General features: G+C 54.8%; 17 protein-coding genes. 11 read left to right on the top strand and 6 right to left on the bottom strand.

The genetic code is table 11. The features are described from left to right. Window positions 1-310 precede the first annotated feature (310 nt). On the bottom strand, window positions 311-2,752 hold the full coding sequence (locus tag FLS37_RS17055; RefSeq protein WP_198314665.1) for a methyl-accepting chemotaxis protein: 2,442 nt from the start codon (window positions 2,750-2,752) through the stop codon (window positions 311-313). 271 nt (window positions 2,753-3,023) lie between these two features. Between FLS37_RS17055 and modA the strand changes: the two genes are divergently transcribed. The 7 genes from modA (at window position 3,024) to eco (ending at window position 8,666) form a co-directional block, all read left to right on the top strand. Further along, window positions 3,024-3,716: a molybdate ABC transporter substrate-binding protein gene (gene modA, locus FLS37_RS14720; RefSeq protein WP_198314664.1), complete on the top strand. Its 693-nt coding sequence runs from the start codon at window positions 3,024-3,026 to the stop codon at window positions 3,714-3,716. Window positions 3,717-3,718: 2 nt separating this feature from the next. After that, window positions 3,719-4,393: a molybdate ABC transporter permease subunit gene (modB, locus tag FLS37_RS14715; protein ID WP_198314663.1), complete on the top strand. Its 675-nt coding sequence runs from the start codon at window positions 3,719-3,721 to the stop codon at window positions 4,391-4,393. Window positions 4,394-4,406: 13 nt separating this feature from the next. Further along, window positions 4,407-4,760, top strand: coding sequence for a DUF2750 domain-containing protein (locus FLS37_RS14710; protein WP_157670731.1), 354 nt, complete (start codon window positions 4,407-4,409; stop codon window positions 4,758-4,760). Window positions 4,761-4,780: 20 nt separating this feature from the next. Next, on the top strand, window positions 4,781-5,311 hold the full coding sequence (locus FLS37_RS14705; protein ID WP_198314662.1) for a hypothetical protein: 531 nt from the start codon (window positions 4,781-4,783) through the stop codon (window positions 5,309-5,311). Beyond that, window positions 5,308-6,402, top strand: coding sequence for a molybdenum ABC transporter ATP-binding protein (gene modC, locus FLS37_RS14700; protein WP_157670730.1), 1,095 nt, complete (start codon window positions 5,308-5,310; stop codon window positions 6,400-6,402). Before FLS37_RS14705 ends, modC begins: the two co-directional genes overlap by 4 nt. A gap of 177 nt (window positions 6,403-6,579) precedes the next feature. Beyond that, a complete protein-coding gene (locus FLS37_RS14695) occupies window positions 6,580-8,040 on the top strand; it encodes a diguanylate cyclase (protein ID WP_157670729.1) in 1,461 nt (486 codons plus the stop codon). A gap of 143 nt (window positions 8,041-8,183) precedes the next feature. Then, a complete protein-coding gene (eco, locus tag FLS37_RS14690) occupies window positions 8,184-8,666 on the top strand; it encodes a serine protease inhibitor ecotin (protein ID WP_157670728.1) in 483 nt (160 codons plus the stop codon). 223 nt (window positions 8,667-8,889) lie between these two features. On the opposite strand, the gene FLS37_RS14685 is transcribed toward eco, so the two are convergent. Together FLS37_RS14685 and FLS37_RS14680 are read right to left on the bottom strand one after the other, a co-directional pair. Then, window positions 8,890-10,359, bottom strand: coding sequence for a sodium:alanine symporter family protein (locus tag FLS37_RS14685; RefSeq protein ID WP_157670727.1), 1,470 nt, complete (start codon window positions 10,357-10,359; stop codon window positions 8,890-8,892). A gap of 128 nt (window positions 10,360-10,487) precedes the next feature. Continuing rightward, the gene (locus FLS37_RS14680; protein WP_157670726.1) at window positions 10,488-11,393 is read right to left on the bottom strand and encodes an AraC family transcriptional regulator; all 906 of its coding nucleotides are present in this window, start codon (window positions 11,391-11,393) and stop codon (window positions 10,488-10,490) included. Window positions 11,394-11,518: 125 nt separating this feature from the next. Between FLS37_RS14680 and FLS37_RS14675 the strand changes: the two genes are divergently transcribed. After that, window positions 11,519-13,027, top strand: a complete 1,509-nt coding sequence (locus FLS37_RS14675; protein ID WP_198314661.1) for a carbohydrate-binding protein — start codon at window positions 11,519-11,521, stop codon at window positions 13,025-13,027. A gap of 95 nt (window positions 13,028-13,122) precedes the next feature. On the opposite strand, the gene FLS37_RS16795 is transcribed toward FLS37_RS14675, so the two are convergent. Then, on the bottom strand, window positions 13,123-14,022 hold the full coding sequence (locus FLS37_RS16795) for a PLP-dependent aminotransferase family protein (protein WP_198314660.1): 900 nt from the start codon (window positions 14,020-14,022) through the stop codon (window positions 13,123-13,125). Beyond that, window positions 13,995-14,591, bottom strand: coding sequence for a GntR family transcriptional regulator (locus FLS37_RS16790; protein ID WP_198314659.1), 597 nt, complete (start codon window positions 14,589-14,591; stop codon window positions 13,995-13,997). The genes FLS37_RS16795 and FLS37_RS16790 overlap by 28 nt, the downstream gene beginning before the upstream one ends. A gap of 58 nt (window positions 14,592-14,649) precedes the next feature. Here FLS37_RS16790 and FLS37_RS14665 point away from each other — a divergent pair, with 58 nt between their 5' ends. From FLS37_RS14665 to FLS37_RS14655, 3 genes are read left to right on the top strand one after another with little or no spacing between them, the layout of a single operon-like run. Next, entirely contained in the window at window positions 14,650-15,087 is a 438-nt protein-coding gene (locus FLS37_RS14665) for a rhodanese-like domain-containing protein (protein WP_157670724.1), read from the top strand. After that, entirely contained in the window at window positions 15,041-15,670 is a 630-nt protein-coding gene (locus FLS37_RS14660; protein ID WP_232522634.1) for an FMN-binding negative transcriptional regulator, read from the top strand. Before FLS37_RS14665 ends, FLS37_RS14660 begins: the two co-directional genes overlap by 47 nt. A gap of 25 nt (window positions 15,671-15,695) precedes the next feature. Further along, complete coding sequence (locus FLS37_RS14655) at window positions 15,696-16,400, top strand: GNAT family N-acetyltransferase (protein WP_157670722.1); 705 nt, start codon at window positions 15,696-15,698, stop codon at window positions 16,398-16,400. Here the strand turns inward: FLS37_RS14655 and FLS37_RS14650 are convergent. Next, window positions 16,397-16,567 carry a hypothetical protein gene (locus FLS37_RS14650; protein WP_157670721.1) on the bottom strand — a complete coding sequence of 57 codons (171 nt, stop codon included), beginning with the start codon at window positions 16,565-16,567 and terminating at the stop codon, window positions 16,397-16,399. The two genes, FLS37_RS14655 and FLS37_RS14650, sit on opposite strands and share 4 nt — an antisense overlap. Window positions 16,568-16,943: the final 376 nt, after the last annotated feature.

Below are 16,943 nucleotides of genomic sequence, written 5' to 3'. Positions count from 1 at the left end.
ATTTCCCTAATGCAGACCAGTCTTGTAGGCTGGCTAACACGGCGAGCAATACTCACGGGGTATGGGCTTGAAGCGATTGATAGATATGTGCTGTAGCGATATACCTTGATGGTGTAAGTCGAGATGCAAGATAGCTTAATACCACTTTGTCGCAAAAAGGGTCATCAGGCGGTCATCTTCCCCGAGCGCGGCATTGGCAGTGGCTAAAGCTGGTGGGCAAAGAAAAACCCCTTGCCGGGATGTTGGCAAGGGGTATATTGATGCAGACTTTAATAAATAATGCTTATGGATAAATACCACTGGGTGGTATTTATTGCATCGCCAGCAATCGGGGCATTTCGGCATCCGGTCGGGCTGCTTTGCTTAAAATGGCTTGAATACCACTGGGCGTAGCCTCGCTCAGTTTGAAGACACTCACCGCCGCCGATAGCGCTTTGGCCTGCTCTTGCAGCGATTCGGCAGCGGCGGCGGCTTCTTCCACCAGCGCGGCGTTTTGCTGCGTCACTTCGTCCATATGCGTCACCGCCTGATTCACCTGCGCAATGCCCGCGCTTTGCTCGATGGACGCGTTAGCGATTTCGCCGATCAGAATGCGCACGCGTTCGATGCTCGATTCCACTTGCGCCATCGTCGTGCCGGCCTGATTGGCTTGCTGGCTGCCGTGGTCAACCTGCGCCACCGAATCGCTGATCAAGACCTTGATTTCTTTGGCGGCCACGGCTGAGCGCTGCGCCAGATTGCGTACTTCGGAGGCCACCACGGCAAAGCCACGGCCTTGCTCGCCAGCGCGCGCGGCTTCCACCGCCGCATTCAGCGCCAGAATATTGGTCTGGAAGGCAATGCTGTCGATCACGCCGATGATGTCGACAATCTTGCGCGACGATTCCTGAATCGCGCCCATGGTCTGTACGACCTGCCGCACCATTACGCCGCCATCCTGTGTCACTTGGGCCGACGCATGCGCCAGCTGATTGGCTTCTTTAGCGTTATCGGCGTTCTGGCGCACGGTGCCGGTCAGCTCCTCGGTGCTGGCTGCGGTTTCTTCCAGATTGGCGGCTTGTGATTCGGTGCGGCGCGACAAATCGGCGTTGCCTTGGGCGATTTCGCCCACCGCTTGCTGGATCGTAATGCCGGCCTGCTGAATCTCGCCCACCAGATGCTGCAGATTGTCCACCGTGGTATTGACCGCATCGCTGGTTTCGCCAAACAGCCCCGGATAGTACTGGGTGATTTTCTGTGTCAGATCGCCATCGGCCAGCGCCTGCGCGACGCGCATCACGTCGCGCAGGCCGGTGTCGGTAATGCGGGACAATTCATTCAGCCGCTCGGCCAGACTGAGCGAAAAGCCTTTTTTGTCGGCAGTATTGAGCCGCGTACTGAAGTCGCCGCGCTCGGCGGCCGCGCTGACCATGGCGTTGACTTCATTAATAATCGTATTGAGTGCGCCCACCGTGGCGTTGACGCCGGTTTTGGTGCGGCCAAATAGGCCAGGGTAATCCTTGCTGATGCTCTGGCTTAAATCGCCTTGTGCCAGTGCTTCGGACACGCGCAGCACGTCGTTAAAACCCACATCGCAAGTGATAATCAGCTGATTGAGGTTTTCCAGCATGGCTTTGAACATGAATTGATACTGGCTGGCATCGCAACGCGGGCTAAAGTCACCGTTGGCACCGCCCTCGGCCAGCCGCTGGATGTCGCTGCTGATGGCCATCAAGGCGCGTTTAACTTCGGCAATCGACTGGGTGATTTTGGCTTTTTCACCGGGCAGGGCGGGCATATCCGGCGTGAAATTGCCCTGCGAATACTGGCCGATCACGTCAATCGTGGTCTCGATAACACGGATATGATCGTCCACCAGCGTGTTGACCTGAGCAGCCATCTCGCCAAATTTGCCGGGATACTGGCGAGCATCCAGCCGCGCGCTCATCATCCCGGCGGCATGCTGGCCGGCCATGCTTTGCTGGGCGCGGACAAAGTCTTCAATGGCACTTTGCATCTGCTGCATGGCCAGCATCAGCTGGCCGGTTTCATCGCGGCTATGAATCTCGATCTGATTATCCAGCCGTCCCTGCGCGATATTCTGTGCAATCGCTACCGCGCGTGACAGCGGGTTGGAGATGGCGCGAATCAGTAGCACACCGGATAGCGCGGCCAGCGCCAGCCCCAGCAGGATCAGACCAATCGACAGCGTGCGCACTGATTCAAAGGTGGTTTGCGAGTTATTAAATTCGGTTTTGGCCACCGCCAGCTGCAGATTAATCAGCTCGCCAATTTTCCCGCCGATGGGGTCAATGCTGGCATACAGTGGGCCGTCGAAGGCAATCAGCTCGCCTTGAATATTGCCTTGCCGGCTTTTCAAATAGCTTTCCAGTTTGGCAATTTCGGCATCTGCATGTTGAAACAGCGTTAGCGCATGACTGGAGAGCTGCTGCTCTTCGGCGGTGAGTGTGGTGGACTGATATTTATCCCATTCGCTGTGGATCAGGCTATTGGCACTGGATACTTCCTTAAGCGTGGTTTCGGCGTCAACCAGCCCGGCATTGGCTTTGTTGACGGCATCAATCACGCTGACGGCGTACGCGTCGGCGATGATTTTAAGCTGTTGCAGTGGAATCACCCGGTCTTCGTAGACGGTTTTGATCGAATTATTCGTTTTATTCAGGCTGTAAATGCCCAGAGCGCCAATGCCGATCAGCAACAAAGCCAGAAAGGCGATGGTGTAGATCAAGCGCGATTTGATTGAGAGCTGCATCGGTATCACCTTTGTTGATTTATTTGTGTAACTTACCTGTTTGAATTTAGTAAGCATTCTCTGTGATAGCTGTATGCATTTGGAATTGCAAAGGCCTTATCCGGTGTTTGCGCTAATACCACTGACGGGCGGCGGGCGTCAGGCTACTTCTTTAGAGGCATGCTGGCAGACGCGCGACACGGTATAGTTTGGGGCTTGGTAAATCACGATTAAAACTGGGGAGAAACGGATGTTCAGAGTGCTGGTTTTGAGTGTGGCCTGGTGCCTGAGCATGCCCGCCTCTGCAGCCACGGTGAAGGTGGCGGCGGCTTCTAATTTTGTTGCACCACTCAATGTACTGGCCGCTGATTTTGCCAAGCGCAGCGGTCATCAGTTGCAGGTCAGTAGCGGAGCGACTGGCAAGCTGTTTGCGCAAATCAGCCATGGTGCGCCATTTGACGTCTTTCTGGCGGCGGATGATGAAGCGCCGGGCAAGTTGGTTGCGACGGGATTGGCCATTAAAAATACCCTGTTCACGTATGCGACTGGACGCCTTGTCTTGTGGAGTGCAGCAGGTAATACCCCTGATAAAAATACCCTGAAATCCGGCATCTTCAATAAGCTGGCGCTCGCCAACCCCAACGTTGCGCCGTATGGCCGTGCGGCGGTGGCATATCTGCAGGCGCAAGGCGTGTACGGCCGCTTAAAAAACAAACTGGTGTATGGCGAAAATATCGCGCAGGCGCAGCAGTTTGTTGCCAGCGGCAACGCCCAGTACGGCCTGATCGCCGCCTCGCTGGTGATGCTTGATGGCCAGTTCAAGCTGGGGCAGGGCTGGCTGGTGCCTGCACAGTATCATCAGCCTATCCGGCAGGATGCGGTATTGCTGAATCCGGGGCAGGGCAACGCCGCCGCGACGGCCTTTTTGCACTATCTGAAATCCGCGCCCGCCCAGCAGATTATCCGCCGCTATGGGTACCAGTAATCATGCTCAATGCAGACGACTTGGCCGCGATTTACCTGACAATCAAGCTGGCCGCGACCACCACCACCATCTTGCTGCTGCTGGCCACACCGCTGGCGTGGTGGCTGGCGCGTAATCAGGGCTGGTGGGCGAAGGTGATCGGTGCCGTGGTGACTTTGCCGCTGGTGCTGCCGCCCACGGTGATCGGCTTTTATTTACTGATCGCACTGGGGCCGAACGGCGGTTTGGGGCAACTTACGCAAGCCTTGGGGCTGGGCTTGTTGCCGTTTACGTTCTGGGGGCTGGTGCTCGCCTCGATTCTTTATTCGCTGCCGTTTGCGGTGCAGCCCCTGCAACAGGCGTTTGCCGCCATCGGCGCGCGACCGCTGGAAGTGGCCGCCACCTTGCGCGCCTCGCCGCGCGATACGTTTTTTAGTGTGGTGTTGCCGCTGGCCAGACCCGGTATCATCACCGCCGCGGTGATGAGCTTTGCACATACCGTTGGTGAATTTGGCGTGGTGCTGATGATAGGCGGTAATATCCCGCACGAAACGCGGGTGGTGTCGGTGCAGATTTATGATCATGTCGAAGCGCTGCAATACACCCAAGCACATGCCTTGGCGCTGGCGATGCTGGTGTTTAGTTTTATCGTCTTACTCGCACTGCATGTATTAAATAAGCCGGTGCGATCAATTTAATTTGGAAAAAGCAATGAGTACAGTTGAAATCGAAGTGGCCAATTTTTACCGCGAAATCGCCCAGACCCAAACCATCTGGAGCATTAAAGACGACGTCGGTTTCCCCGCACCCATCGGCGGCAAAGGCAAACGCGCGATGCCATTCTGGTCGAGTAAAGCGCGCGCCGAAGAAGAAATCGCCAACGTACCGTCGTTCAAAGGCTTTGAACCGGTAGCAATTGCGTGGGATGTTTTCACGCAGCAAATGCTGCCCGGCATGGAGCGCGATGGCTTGCTCGCCGGAGTGAATTGGTCGTCGATTTCGGCGGTGTCGGTTGATGTGACGCCGACGGAGTTGCAGCAGCAAGTACAAGCGCACTTGGCTTAATTTTCCGAAAAGGATATTTGATGAAAATTCCGTCGGATCTAAAAATATTGCAGGCAATTTTTGATTCATATAGTGATCAATTTCCTGCTCATGATGGTGATCCAACAATTCGTTCAGCAAAAATGTATGTGCCAATAGATTGTAAATTGATCGCTAAAAAGCTATCTACAGATCCCGACATAGTCTTTGGGCGGTTGTATTACCATCTAGAGAAAAAATACGGCTACACGTATGACGATGGCATCAAAGTGCATTTCTTTGCACTGAAAGTTGGTCAAGACACTAAGTGTATCAATTTTGCTTTATTGACCTCAGTTCTCGCAGGATTGCAGGAAGGGAAAAAGAAATTTTGGATTGTTAATTCTTTAGCCATTATTTCAATAGTCATTTCATTTTTCGCTTTCGCAATTAGCTTATATCCATTGGTCTTTAAAAATTCAGGAGAAAAAAAGTCTAGTGAGGTAAACAGCTCACAAGTTTCAGCATTGAAGATAGAAAATACGCCGCCGTCAAAGACAGTTGCCTCTACTGTTATCCCGAATAATAAATGACAGTTGATCTCAAACTGAACAATGCAATATTGAGTGCCCAACTCGGCGACTTCTCACTCGACGTTGATTTAGCGCTACCCGCCAACGGTGTATCGGTATTGTTTGGCCCTTCGGGTTGTGGCAAAACGACGGTGTTGCGCGCGATTGCGGGGTTGGAGCCGCGTGTGCGCGGCGTGGTGAATATCGCCGGTGAGTTGTGGCAGGACGAGACAATTTGTGTGCCGCCGCATCTGCGCGGCGTCGGTATGGTGTTTCAGCAGCCGAGTTTGTTTGCGCATTTATCAGTGGCGAAAAATCTTCAATTTGGGCTGAAACGCACGCCAGAGTCGCAGCGGCGGGTGAGCTATCAGCAGGCGCTGGACTTGCTGGGTATTGCGGCGCTGTTGTCGCGCAAACCGGCGCAATTATCAGGTGGCGAGCAGCAAAGGGTAGCGATTGCGCGCGCGCTGCTGGCGTCCCCTACACTTTTGCTGCTCGATGAGCCGCTGGCCGCGCTCGATGCGCCGCGCAAGGCTGAGTTGCTACCGTACCTGGCTCAGCTTAATCGTGAGCTCAATATCCCTATGGTGTATGTGACCCATGCCATGGATGAAGTCAGCCAGCTGGCCGATTATCTGGTGCTGATGAGTGCTGGGCGGGTGATTGCACAGGGTGAGCTGGCCAGCACACTGGCACGGCCGGATTTGCCCGCGCAATTTGCCGACGAGCGCTCGACGATTCTGGATACCCGCGTGGTCGAGCTCAATGCCGATTTTCATTTAACCCGTTTGGCTTTTGGGTGTGATGGCAGTGACGGTCAACTATGGGTGCCCAGCAAGCAGCATCAGCTTGGCCAGACGCAAAGGCTGCGGATTATGGCGCGCGATATCAGCATCGCTACTACGGACGAAACGCATAGCAGCATTGTCAATCGCCTCCCCGCGCGGATTACCGCGCTATTGCCGACGACGCATCCGGCGCATGTGCTGGTGCAAATGTCAGCGCATGGCGTGACGTTGACGGCGCAAATTACCGCGCTGTCACAGTCGCGGCTGCAATTGGCGGTCGGGCAAGCCGTGTGGGCGCAGGTGAAGGCGGTGGCTTTGCTGTAGCTGCTGGGTATATCTCTGTGGCTTATTTATAAATTGGCTCTCAAAGATGTACCTGCGCTATGTATGTTCAATGCAAGCTTGAGTCTGTCGCGCAACTGTCCATGCGTGCCATTTCCGGCTTTGCATCTGACAGCAGGCTACGGATAATCAGGCCTTAAATGACTGACCGAGAATGGCGTGAAACTGATTCCCAAACGTTTGCATCTTTTGCTGCTGGTGGCGACCTTGCTGGTGCTGGGTTTTTTGACGACGAGTCTGGCCAGTTACTGGGTTTCGCGTGAAGAGATTCATCTCGGCATTGTCAGCAATGCGCTGCCGCTGACGGGCGACAATATTTATTCCGAAATTCAGAAAGACATGCTGCGTCCGGTGTTTATTTCGTCGCAGATGGCGCACGACACCTTTGTTCGTGACTGGATTCTGGATGGCGAGCGCGATGTGAGCCAGATTGTGCGCTACCTCAAGGAAGTGAAAACCAAAAATGGCACGCTGACCAGCTTTCTGGTCTCCGAGCGCAGCCGACATTACTACCACGCTGGCGGGGTGCTCAAAGACGTGAGTGAGCAGGAGCCGCGCGATGCCTGGTATTTCCGCGTGCGGCAAATGAGCCAGCTGTTTGAAACCAATGTTGATCCCGATCTGGCGCACCGCGACAAGATGACCATTTTTATCAACTACCGCGTGCTCGATTATCAGGATCGGTTTATTGGCGCGATTGGCGTGGGTATTACGCTCGATACCATGTCGAAACTCTTGCAAAGCTACGAGCGGCGTTTTGCGCGGCAGATTTATTTTGTCAATGCCAAGGGCGAGGTGGTGCTCACCGGGCAGAGCAAGCAGTCTCGCGGGGCGATCCATTCCCAGCCGGGGCTGAGCGAGATTGCCGGGCAGATTATCAACCGCAGCACCACACCCACGCAGCTCAGCTACCGTCATCAGGGGCAGGATATTCAGGTTAATTCGCGCTATATCCCCGAGCTGGGCTGGTATCTGATTGTGGAGCAGAACGAAACCGAAATCCTGCGCCCCGTGCAGCGCGTTCTGCTGCTCAATCTGGTGATTTCGGCGCTGGTGACGCTGATGGTGATTGCGCTGGCGCTCTACAGCATTAATCGCAACCAGCGCAAACTGGAAAGAGTGGCGACAACCGATGCGCTCACCCAGCTGCACAACCGGCAGGCTTTTGAAGTGGTGCTGGCACACAAGCTGAACGAGCTGGCGCGGCGGCCACGGGCGATTTCGGGTGTGTTTGTCGATATTGACCTGTTCAAGCAGGTGAATGACGAATTTGGCCACGCGGCAGGCGATAAGGTCTTGCAGGAGTTTGCCCAGCTGCTGCGTAATGCTGCGCCGCGCGCCTCCGATATTCTGGCGCGCTGGGGCGGAGAAGAATTTATTCTCATTCTGGATGATTGCGATCTGCTGCACGCCGTTGATCTGGCCGAGCGCCTGCGCTTGAGCGTGGCCAGCCATCATTTTGATCTACCCACGGTTCGCCCGATCACTATTAGCGTGGGCGTGACGCAATGGCAAAACGGCGAGTCATTGGCCGACTTTTTCCAGCGGATTGATAGTTTGCTCTACTTTGCCAAAACCCATGGTCGTAATCAGGTGGTTGATCGTTTACCTGCCGTGTAATTAATTGACGTGATCGAGCGGCAATAGTGCATAGGGGCAGATCGCCAACCGGTTTATGCTGGAGTCATTGTTTGGATTGATAAACCCGATTCCCGCCAGCGGGAAGCCCAGCACCATGGAGAACAGTCGCAATGAAGAAAAGTATGATCAAAACCCTAGCATTGACCGCGTGTACCCTCGCCATGACCGCGCTAGCCAGCACAGCTGTGCACGCCAAGACTGACCCACTCAAGGCTTTTCCGGCTGCGGAACCGGGCTATCAGCGTATTGTGATCAAGCTGCCGCCAGTTAAAAATCCAGATTTGTACCGCGTACAGCTGATACCGGGCAAGGTGATCGACGCCGATTGCAATACACGCGGTTTGCGCGGTGAAATTGATGAAGAAACCGTCAAAGGCTGGGGATATAACTACTGGAAAGTAGAAAAAGTCGGCCCGGGCCCGACTACGATGATGGCTTGCCCGGTGGGCACCAGCAGCCGTAAATTTGTGCCGGTCTATTCCGACGATGACTTGATCCGCTACAACAGCAAATTGCCAGTGGTGGTGTATGTGCCTAATGATGTCGAGCTGCGCTACAAAATCTGGCGCGCTCCTGAGAAAGCCAAAGTGGGCTTGGCAGAATAAAACAAGGTGGCTTTCGCCAATTGTCAGGCTGCAAGTAAAGTGAGAGTCTGTGATTTTCAAGTCTCGGCAAAGCCGAGCCTCAGCAATAAGGCCTTGAATCTGCAGCCTTGATGTTTTATTCCCACCTCTCCCGTCCCCTCCTTGAGGGGAGCCTCGCTTTGCGAGTGGGGTTTATCATTTAGTAAAACAACGGGGCTTTCGCCCCGTTGTTATATCAATGTGTTTACTTGCGGTGATCGGCTTCAGGCAATTGCGCTTTGCGTTCTACCCAGAAGTCGGCATCGGCAATGCCCAGTTTGACCGGATCAAAATCCGGCTCCAGCCCTTGTGCCTGTTGTGCCTCGTAATCGTTCAGCGCTTTAAGCGCCGGTTTTTGCAGCAACAGGATGGCAATGATATTGAGCCAGGCCATCAAACCTACCCCGATATCGCCCAAGCCCCAGGCCAGATCCGAGCTGCGCACCGCACCGTAGACCACGGTAGCAAGCAGCATGAATTTGAGCAGAAATAGCGCGGTGCCGCTGCCACGACGGTTGCGCAGCAGATAAGCCACGTTAGTCTCGGCAATGTAGTAGTAGGCAATGATGGTGGTAAAGGCAAAAAACAGCAGCGCTACGCCAACAAACATCGCGCCAAAGCCGGGGAAAATACTCTCCACCGCCGATTGCGTGTAGCCCGTACCGGCTTCCATATTGGGCAAGCCGTTAAACAGGAAACTGCCGGCCTGATTCGGATCGGCCACATTGTACTTGCCGGTAATTAGGATCATGAACGCCGTGGCCGAGCAGACAAACAGCGTGTCTACATAGACGGCAAATGCCTGCACGATACCTTGTTTGGCTGGATGGCTCACTTCGGCTGCCGCCGCAGCATGCGGGCCTGAGCCTTGGCCGGCTTCGTTGGAATACACGCCACGTTTTACACCCCACATGATCGCCATACCGATCATTGCGCCAAATCCGGCGTCAAAGCTCAGCGCCGAGCTGATAATCAGGCGCAGCACTTCGGGCAGTAGGCTGATATTGAGCGCGATCACCACGCAGGCCATCAGGATGTAGCCCAGTGCCATAAATGGCACGATGATTTCGGCAAAGCGCGCTATGCGTTTGACGCCGCCAAAGACAATCAGGCCTAGTGCAATCACTACGCCCAGTGCTGTGGTTTCGGGCGGGACGCCAAAAGCGTTTTGCAAACCGCTGGCAATCCCGTTGGCCTGCATGCCCGGCAGCAACAGGCCACAACCCAGAATGGTGGCCAGCGCAAAAGCAATGGCGTACCAGCGCATTTTCAAACCACGCTCAATGTAGTAAGCCGGGCCGCCACGGAATTGGCCATCGACGCGCTCTTTGTAAATCTGCCCTAAAGTGCACTCCACATACGAGGTGCTGGCGCCCAGAAAGGCCATCATCCACATCCAGAACAACGCGCCTGGCCCGCCAAAAGCGATGGCAGTGGCCACACCGGCGATATTGCCGATCCCCACGCGGCCCGACAGCGTCATGGTCAGCGCCTGAAACGAGGAAACGCCTTCGCTCGATGCTTTGCCGTCAAACATCAGGCGAAACATTTCGCGCAGATGGCGTACCTGCATAAAGCGGGTACGAATTGAAAAATACACGCCCACGCCCAGGCACAGATAAATCAGTGCCGGGCTCCAGACATAAGCGTTAATCAGATTGACCAAGTCCTGCATTGCCGTCTCCCAATGTGCTTTTGCTATTTGATCAGCTGATTGTCGGCGTCACGCCATAGCCCAGCTATTAGGAAAAACCGACATGGGGTATTGCCGTAGAGGTGGTGAGGGGCAGCGCTGAAACTGGATTACGGTAGTTTGGCGGTCTTCTTGCGAGCCTCTCCGGCGCCGCTGCCAAAGTGAGCGCGGTAGCGGCGGGAAAAACTGGCCACCTCTTCATACCCGACCGCGCTGGCCACTTCGCTTACCGAATACCGTCCGCTGGACAGTAATTCACGGGCTCGCAGCATGCGTTGTTCAATAATCAGCTGCAAGGGGGTTGCACCCAGATTTTTCAGGCATAGCCGATGGAAATGCGCGGTGCTCACGCCGTATTGCTCGGCCAATTGCTCGACTCGCCACGCTTGCGCTGGCGCAAAACGGATGCCGCTAAACAGCGTGCGCAGGCGGCTGGCCAGATCATCGCTATTCACGGCGCTGGCGAGCATGCGCTTTAATACGTCCAGCACCAGAATCAATGCCTCACCACTGAGGCTTTCCTGTTTGAGCCTGGCTTCATGGCAGAGCGTATACATGGCAAAAAACAGGCTATGCGCATGCTGCACCGAGCGCACGCTGACAGATCCGCCCGCCAGCGAATTCCAGCATGGCGCATCGTTGAGCAAAAACCACGCACAACGCCACAACTCGCTGGCCCGCTCAAAGCCACTGTGGCTGTACGCAGGCAAAATCGCCAGCTGATTCGGGCCAATGGCGATGCGTTCATCGCCAGCAATAATCTCGCCTTGACCCTCCACGCCGATGATCAGCACATGAAACGGCGCACCAATCCGTTCCACATGCATCTGGCCGCGCGCTTCGGACAAACCCATAAACAGAATGTCGTAATCGGCCAGGACGGGCAATTGTGGATGGTGATAAACCCGTGCACCCACACTCATTTGCTGTGTTTGCGGCCCAATATCAAACATTTCCTGATAAATCATCGACATGGCAGGTGAGATCCAGACAAAAACGGCAATAAATTCGGACATTTTCACCACTGCCGATCTCGCTTAAGGTGTTCGCATCGTCGCCAGTGCGAGTTTGATTAGGCGACGATTTAGCCGCAAGAGCAATAAAAATCTGTAAGCTTTATAAAAACAGGATGGAAAGAGACATGCATCAAACACCGCATATTTTGCTGGCCGGCTTCATGGCCAGCGTAACGCTGATTGCCCACGCTGCAGCGCCTGCCTGGCAAGAAGGGATCACCTATTCCGCCGGCAGCACCGTGTCGTACGTCGGGCACGATTATCAGGCTCTGGTCACGCACACCGCATTTTTAGGGGCTGGCTGGACGCCGCTAGCGACGCCGACCTTGTGGCGCGATCTGGGACCAAGTGCTGGCAATGTAGCCACTCCGCTCCCCAGTGCTACACCGAGCAGCTCGCCCACCTCCAGCCCGAAACCCACGCCATCACCCACTGCCGTAGCAACTCAGACCCCGCTTGCAACGCCTGTGGCCAGCACCCCGCTAGGTCATTGTCTAGCAGCATGGCAGGCGGGTTTGGCCTACACCGCCGGTCTGCGTGTGAGCTATCAAGGCGTCAATTATGAAGCCAAATGGTGGAGTAACTCGGCGCCGACCAATGATCAATGGGGAGCGTGGAAAAATCTGGGGCGCTGTGATGGCGCGACGCCGACGCCGCTAGCGAGTGCCACGCCCACCGTTGCGCCGACAGCCTCACCAACGACATCACCAACGGCCTCTCCAACTTCTGTACCAACGGCCAGCCCAGTTCCCACACTGGTTCCAAGTCCCACACCTAGCATTCCAAGTAGCGGCTTGCTGTTTGACGACTTCAGCTACACCAGCACCAATCAGCTCAGCAATAACGGCTGGTTGCTGCGTAGCTGGAATGGCGGCCCCGGCTTGAGTAATGGTCAGTGGAGCCAGAATAACATCAGCTTTGTGGCTGATCCGCAGCAAAGCGGCAATACACTGATGCGCCTAAAAGCCAGCACCACTATCAGTGGCGATCAGATCGTTGGCAATGCCGCCACTGCCGGCACTAGCTCGCAAGTTGAATTGATGACCGCCGATTCGATTTACCTCAATGGCACTTGGGCGGCTCGCATGTACTTTAACGATGCGCCGCTGCGTGGCCCCGATGGCGATTCGGTGATCCAAACCTTCTTCGGTATTACCCGCTATATCGAAGGCGCTGAGCCGTATAGCGAGATTGATTTTGAATACTTGCCCAATGGCGGCTGGGGGATTGATGCACCAACGATGTGGACGGGTACATATGAAATCGCCGCCTATGATCCGCTCAACCATGTGGCCGCTTCGACAGTGAAAAGCTTTGCCGGTTGGCATACTTTGGTGATGAATGTCGCCGATGGCGATATCCGTTTCTTCGTTGATGGCAAGCTAGTGCAAACCTATAGCGGCATTGCCCAGCCGGATCATCCGATGTTCATCGCCTTCCAGCTCTGGTTTAGCAATACTGCGATGCCCGATGGTCGTCCCGGCTTTTTGCGCAGCACCGAATTACGCGAATATCAGGAAGACGTCGATTGGGTGTTGCACCTGAAAGATCAGCAGCTCAGTCTAGCCGAGGTTGAAGCATTGGTGGCCAATCTGCGCAGCAAAGGCTTGGGTTTTGTGAAAAACATCAAATAGCGTCGATTGATTAGGTATTCAAAGGCGAGTGTGAAAGCTCGCCTTTTTCGTTTCCATCTGGCCGTGCTGCGTACGACAGTCCGCGCAGGTAATGATTAGCCATGAATAATTTTGGCAAGGGTATAGGCTTGTAGCCTAATGGTGTCATTGCCTAGCGATGAGTACCCCATTAGAAATCCTTCGCCTTGCGGCTCGCCCAGATAAAACTTGCTCAATGGCCGCATTGGCAGGCCTTGTGCGATCCCTGCGGCCGTCCATTCTGCTTCGCAGCCCGCCGGGCACCACACCGCAAATTGCAAGCCGCCACTGGTATTCACCGGCGTGAGCTGCGGACAATGCTCAGCCAGCTGCGCAATCAGCAAATCACGGCGGCTTTTGTACAAGGTGCGCATCTGGCGCAAATGGCTGGCGAAATGGCCGCCGTTGATAAAATCGGCCGTCACCGCCTGCATCAGCTGATTGCTATGCCCGTCAAACGCGGTGCGCGCCAGCGTAAACGGCGTAACTAGCTCGGGAGGCAGCACGAGGTAGGCGAGACGCAAAGAGCCAAACAGCACCTTGCTAAATGTCCCCATATAAATCACGCGGCCTTGCGTATCTAGCCCCTGTAGCGAGGGCAGCGGTCGCTGTTCGTATTGAAACTCGCCATCGTAATCGTCCTCGATAATCCACGCCTTCATCGCTGCAGCTTGCTCCAGCAGCGCCATGCGCCGTGTCAGGCTCATGGCCATGCCCAGGGGGTATTGGTGTGAAGGCGTTGTATAGATTAGCTTTGGGGTGGGGTACTTAGTGGCAGTATATTCGTCGATTTGCATGCCTTCGGCATCCACCGGAATCGGGCAAATCGCCGCACCGGCACTGGCCATCGCATTGCGCGCGCCCAGATAGCCCGGATCTTCCAACCAGACCGTATCGCCCGCATCGATCAATAATTGTGCGGTGAGTTGGATCGCCTGCTGCGAGCTACTCAAATCACAATTTGGCCAGCGTCGCATACCACATTGCGTGACTGCGCCAGATAGCTGGCAATGGCGGCGCGTAGTTCGGGCAGCCCTTGCGGATTGCCATAGCGCATCAATTGTTCGCCATCTTTTTTCCAGCGCTGCAGCATCAGCTTGCCCCACAGCTCGCGCGGGAAAGCGCCGCTATCGGGCTGGCCGGTGAAAAAAGATGTTTGCGTGAGTGGATTCACGCCATCACGGCACGCGCCCATATCAGCAATCGCCTGCCCGCGTTGCGATAATCCGGCGGCTGCTTTGCGTGGAGCGGCGGTTGGGCGCTGGGCGGCAATCGCCACAAAGCTGCCCGCACCGACTTTGCGTTGTAAATAGCCTTCGGATTCCAGCCGCGCATAGGCTAGCTCAACCGTACTGCGCGACAACTGCAAATCAGCGGCCAACGTGCGCGTTGCCGGCAGGCGACTAGCCAGCGGCAGATGACCATCCAGAATCGCATGGCGCAAAGTGCGAACCAATTGCTCATGCAAGGGCAGATCGGCTTGGGCGTGGGTGGCAAATAGCGTGGGCAACATTGGTCTGGCCTTGGTGTTTGAATTGGTCTGCATGAGAAGGCCATTGTGCGACTAAACTGCAGAGAATGAAAAGAGCTTAAGGAGAGAAATCATGAGCGCAGTTTTGTCATCCGGTTTGGCTATACCGCAGGCGGCGGAGGCCTTCTTTGCCGAGCAATTAAAATACCGCACTGATCCCGCCGATCTAGCGGCTGATTTGGTCGCGGGCGAGATGGGGATTGTAGTGCTTGATACCCGCTCGCTGGCGCACTATCAGGCCGCACACATTCCGGGGGCGATTTCATTTCCACATCGCACGATGAACGAGGAAAGCACCCGCGAGCTGGATCGGAGCAAAGTATATATATGTTATTGCGACGGCATCGGTTGCAATGGTTCAACCTGGGGCGCCTACAAAATGGCCAAGTTGGGCTTTCAGGTCAAAGAGCTGATTGGCGGTATCCATTGGTGGCAACAAGATGGTTTAGCGGTGGCAACGGGCGATGAGCCTGGGGTATTGGCTGAAATATCAATCCAGTGTGCGTGTTGATATGTATACCCCTAAGCATTTCAAATCAGCTGATCGCCAGAGCGAGTTGCAATTGATCGCTGATTTCCCCTTGGCAACTATCGTGCATGGCGGCGCAGCGGGGCTGGAAGCGAATCTGATTCCATTGTATTGGTATGACGATGGCAGTGAGCTGGGCGTATTGCGTGGCCATGTGGCGCGCGCCAATCCGCTGTGGCAGCAGGCAGGCTCTGAGCTGCTGGTGCTGTTTCAATCGCCCAGCCAGTATATTTCGCCCGGTTTTTACCCCAGCAAAGCGCGTGATCCGCGGGTCGTGCCGACGTGGAATTATTCTGCGGTGCAAATTCATGGCCAATTAAAGCTGATCGAGTCGGGTGAGGCGCTATTGCAGTTATTGACCGAGGTTACGACACGGCATGAGCAGGGGCAAGCAAGGCCTTGGCTGGTCAGCGATGCGCCCGCGCCTTATCTGGAGAAAATGTTGGCGGCGATTGTCGGCGTCGAAATTCAGATCCAGCAGCAATACGGCAAATTTAAACAAAGCCAAAATCAAAGCGCCGCAAATCAGGCGGGCGTACGCGCTGCATTGGTTGCCCGCATTTGATGATGAGCGAATAGGAAATCGCGATATGTATATCAATGAATTCGGTCAACCGCTGGGGCCACTCGTCGAAAACTGGCAAGGCGCGCGCTTTCCAAGCCCCAAAGTGCTGACCGGCTGGGGCTGTCGTCTCGAGCCGTTGGATGCAGCTGCACACGCAGCTAGTCTCTGGCAGGCATTCAGCGCCGATAGTGGCGCTATGTGGACTTACTTTAGTGTGGGCCCCTATGCCAGTTTGGCTGAGTTTCAGGCCGAATTGGCTGCCCGCGCGCAGCAAGCCGATCCGCAGTACTACACCATCATTGAAGCCAGCTCAGGCAAGGCGCTAGGGCTGGCCAGTTATCTGCGGATCGATCCAACAGCGGGCAGTATCGAAGTAGGCTGGCTGCATTTCTCGCCCGCACTACAAAGAACAAGGCTGGCGACCGCGGCCATGGTTTTGATGATGGCTTACGCATTTGAATTGGGCTACCGCCGTTACGAATGGAAATGTAACAATCTGAATGCCCCATCTAAACGTGCAGCCGAGCGACTAGGCTTTACCTTTGAAGGTATTTTCCGCAACGCAACGGTGAATAAAGGCCGCAGTCGTGATACCGCGTGGTTTTCTATTCTTGATAACGAGTGGCCGGCTCTACGTGTGGCTTACGAAGCCTGGCTGGACGAAGCTAATTTCGATAGTACTGGTCAGCAGAAGCGAAAATTAGCTGAATTTATGCCTCGGCAAGGCTAAAACTCAGCCCGCGCCAGCGGGCTGAGTGCTGTTCGGCTTAGTGTTTGCACTGTTTGAGCGTTCGGTGTCGCTATTTCTGCCCATTGCGCGCGGTTTTTGCTGGTGTTGTTCAGTACTGTGCTGGTGCTGGCCGTTTGATTTTCGCGTTCGCTGCCAAAATGTTTCAAACTTCGTTTCCTTATCGATCAATCACTTAGCATCTTTCTTCCCTTTTCTTCGTCGATAGGTGTTGACGGGTTTTAGGTCCGTGGGTATAGTTCGGCCTCTCTGCTGATGACGCAGCGAAACAAAACAAGTTTCTCTCTGTCTCACACCGATCTTTAACAAATTACAGCCGATGAGTGTGAGTGCTTGATTCGTAAGTCGAAACAAGTGCTTGCACTCAATTGAAAAGAAAGTAAAACAAGACGAACTTTATTGTTCATCTCGTTTTTTTCTTTGAGTATTGAAGTACAAGCCAAGTAGTACATTTAGCTTAGTGATTAAACGAAAGAGTTTGATCCTGGCTCAGATTGAACGCTGGCGGCATGCTTTACACATGCA

The sequence above is a fragment of the Chitinibacter sp. GC72 genome (genome assembly GCF_009760905.1).
Classification (GTDB): Bacteria; Pseudomonadota; Gammaproteobacteria; order Burkholderiales; family Chitinibacteraceae; genus Chitinibacter.
The sequence above is the reverse complement of the archived record's forward strand: the minus strand, read 5'-3'. Positions and strand labels throughout refer to the sequence as shown.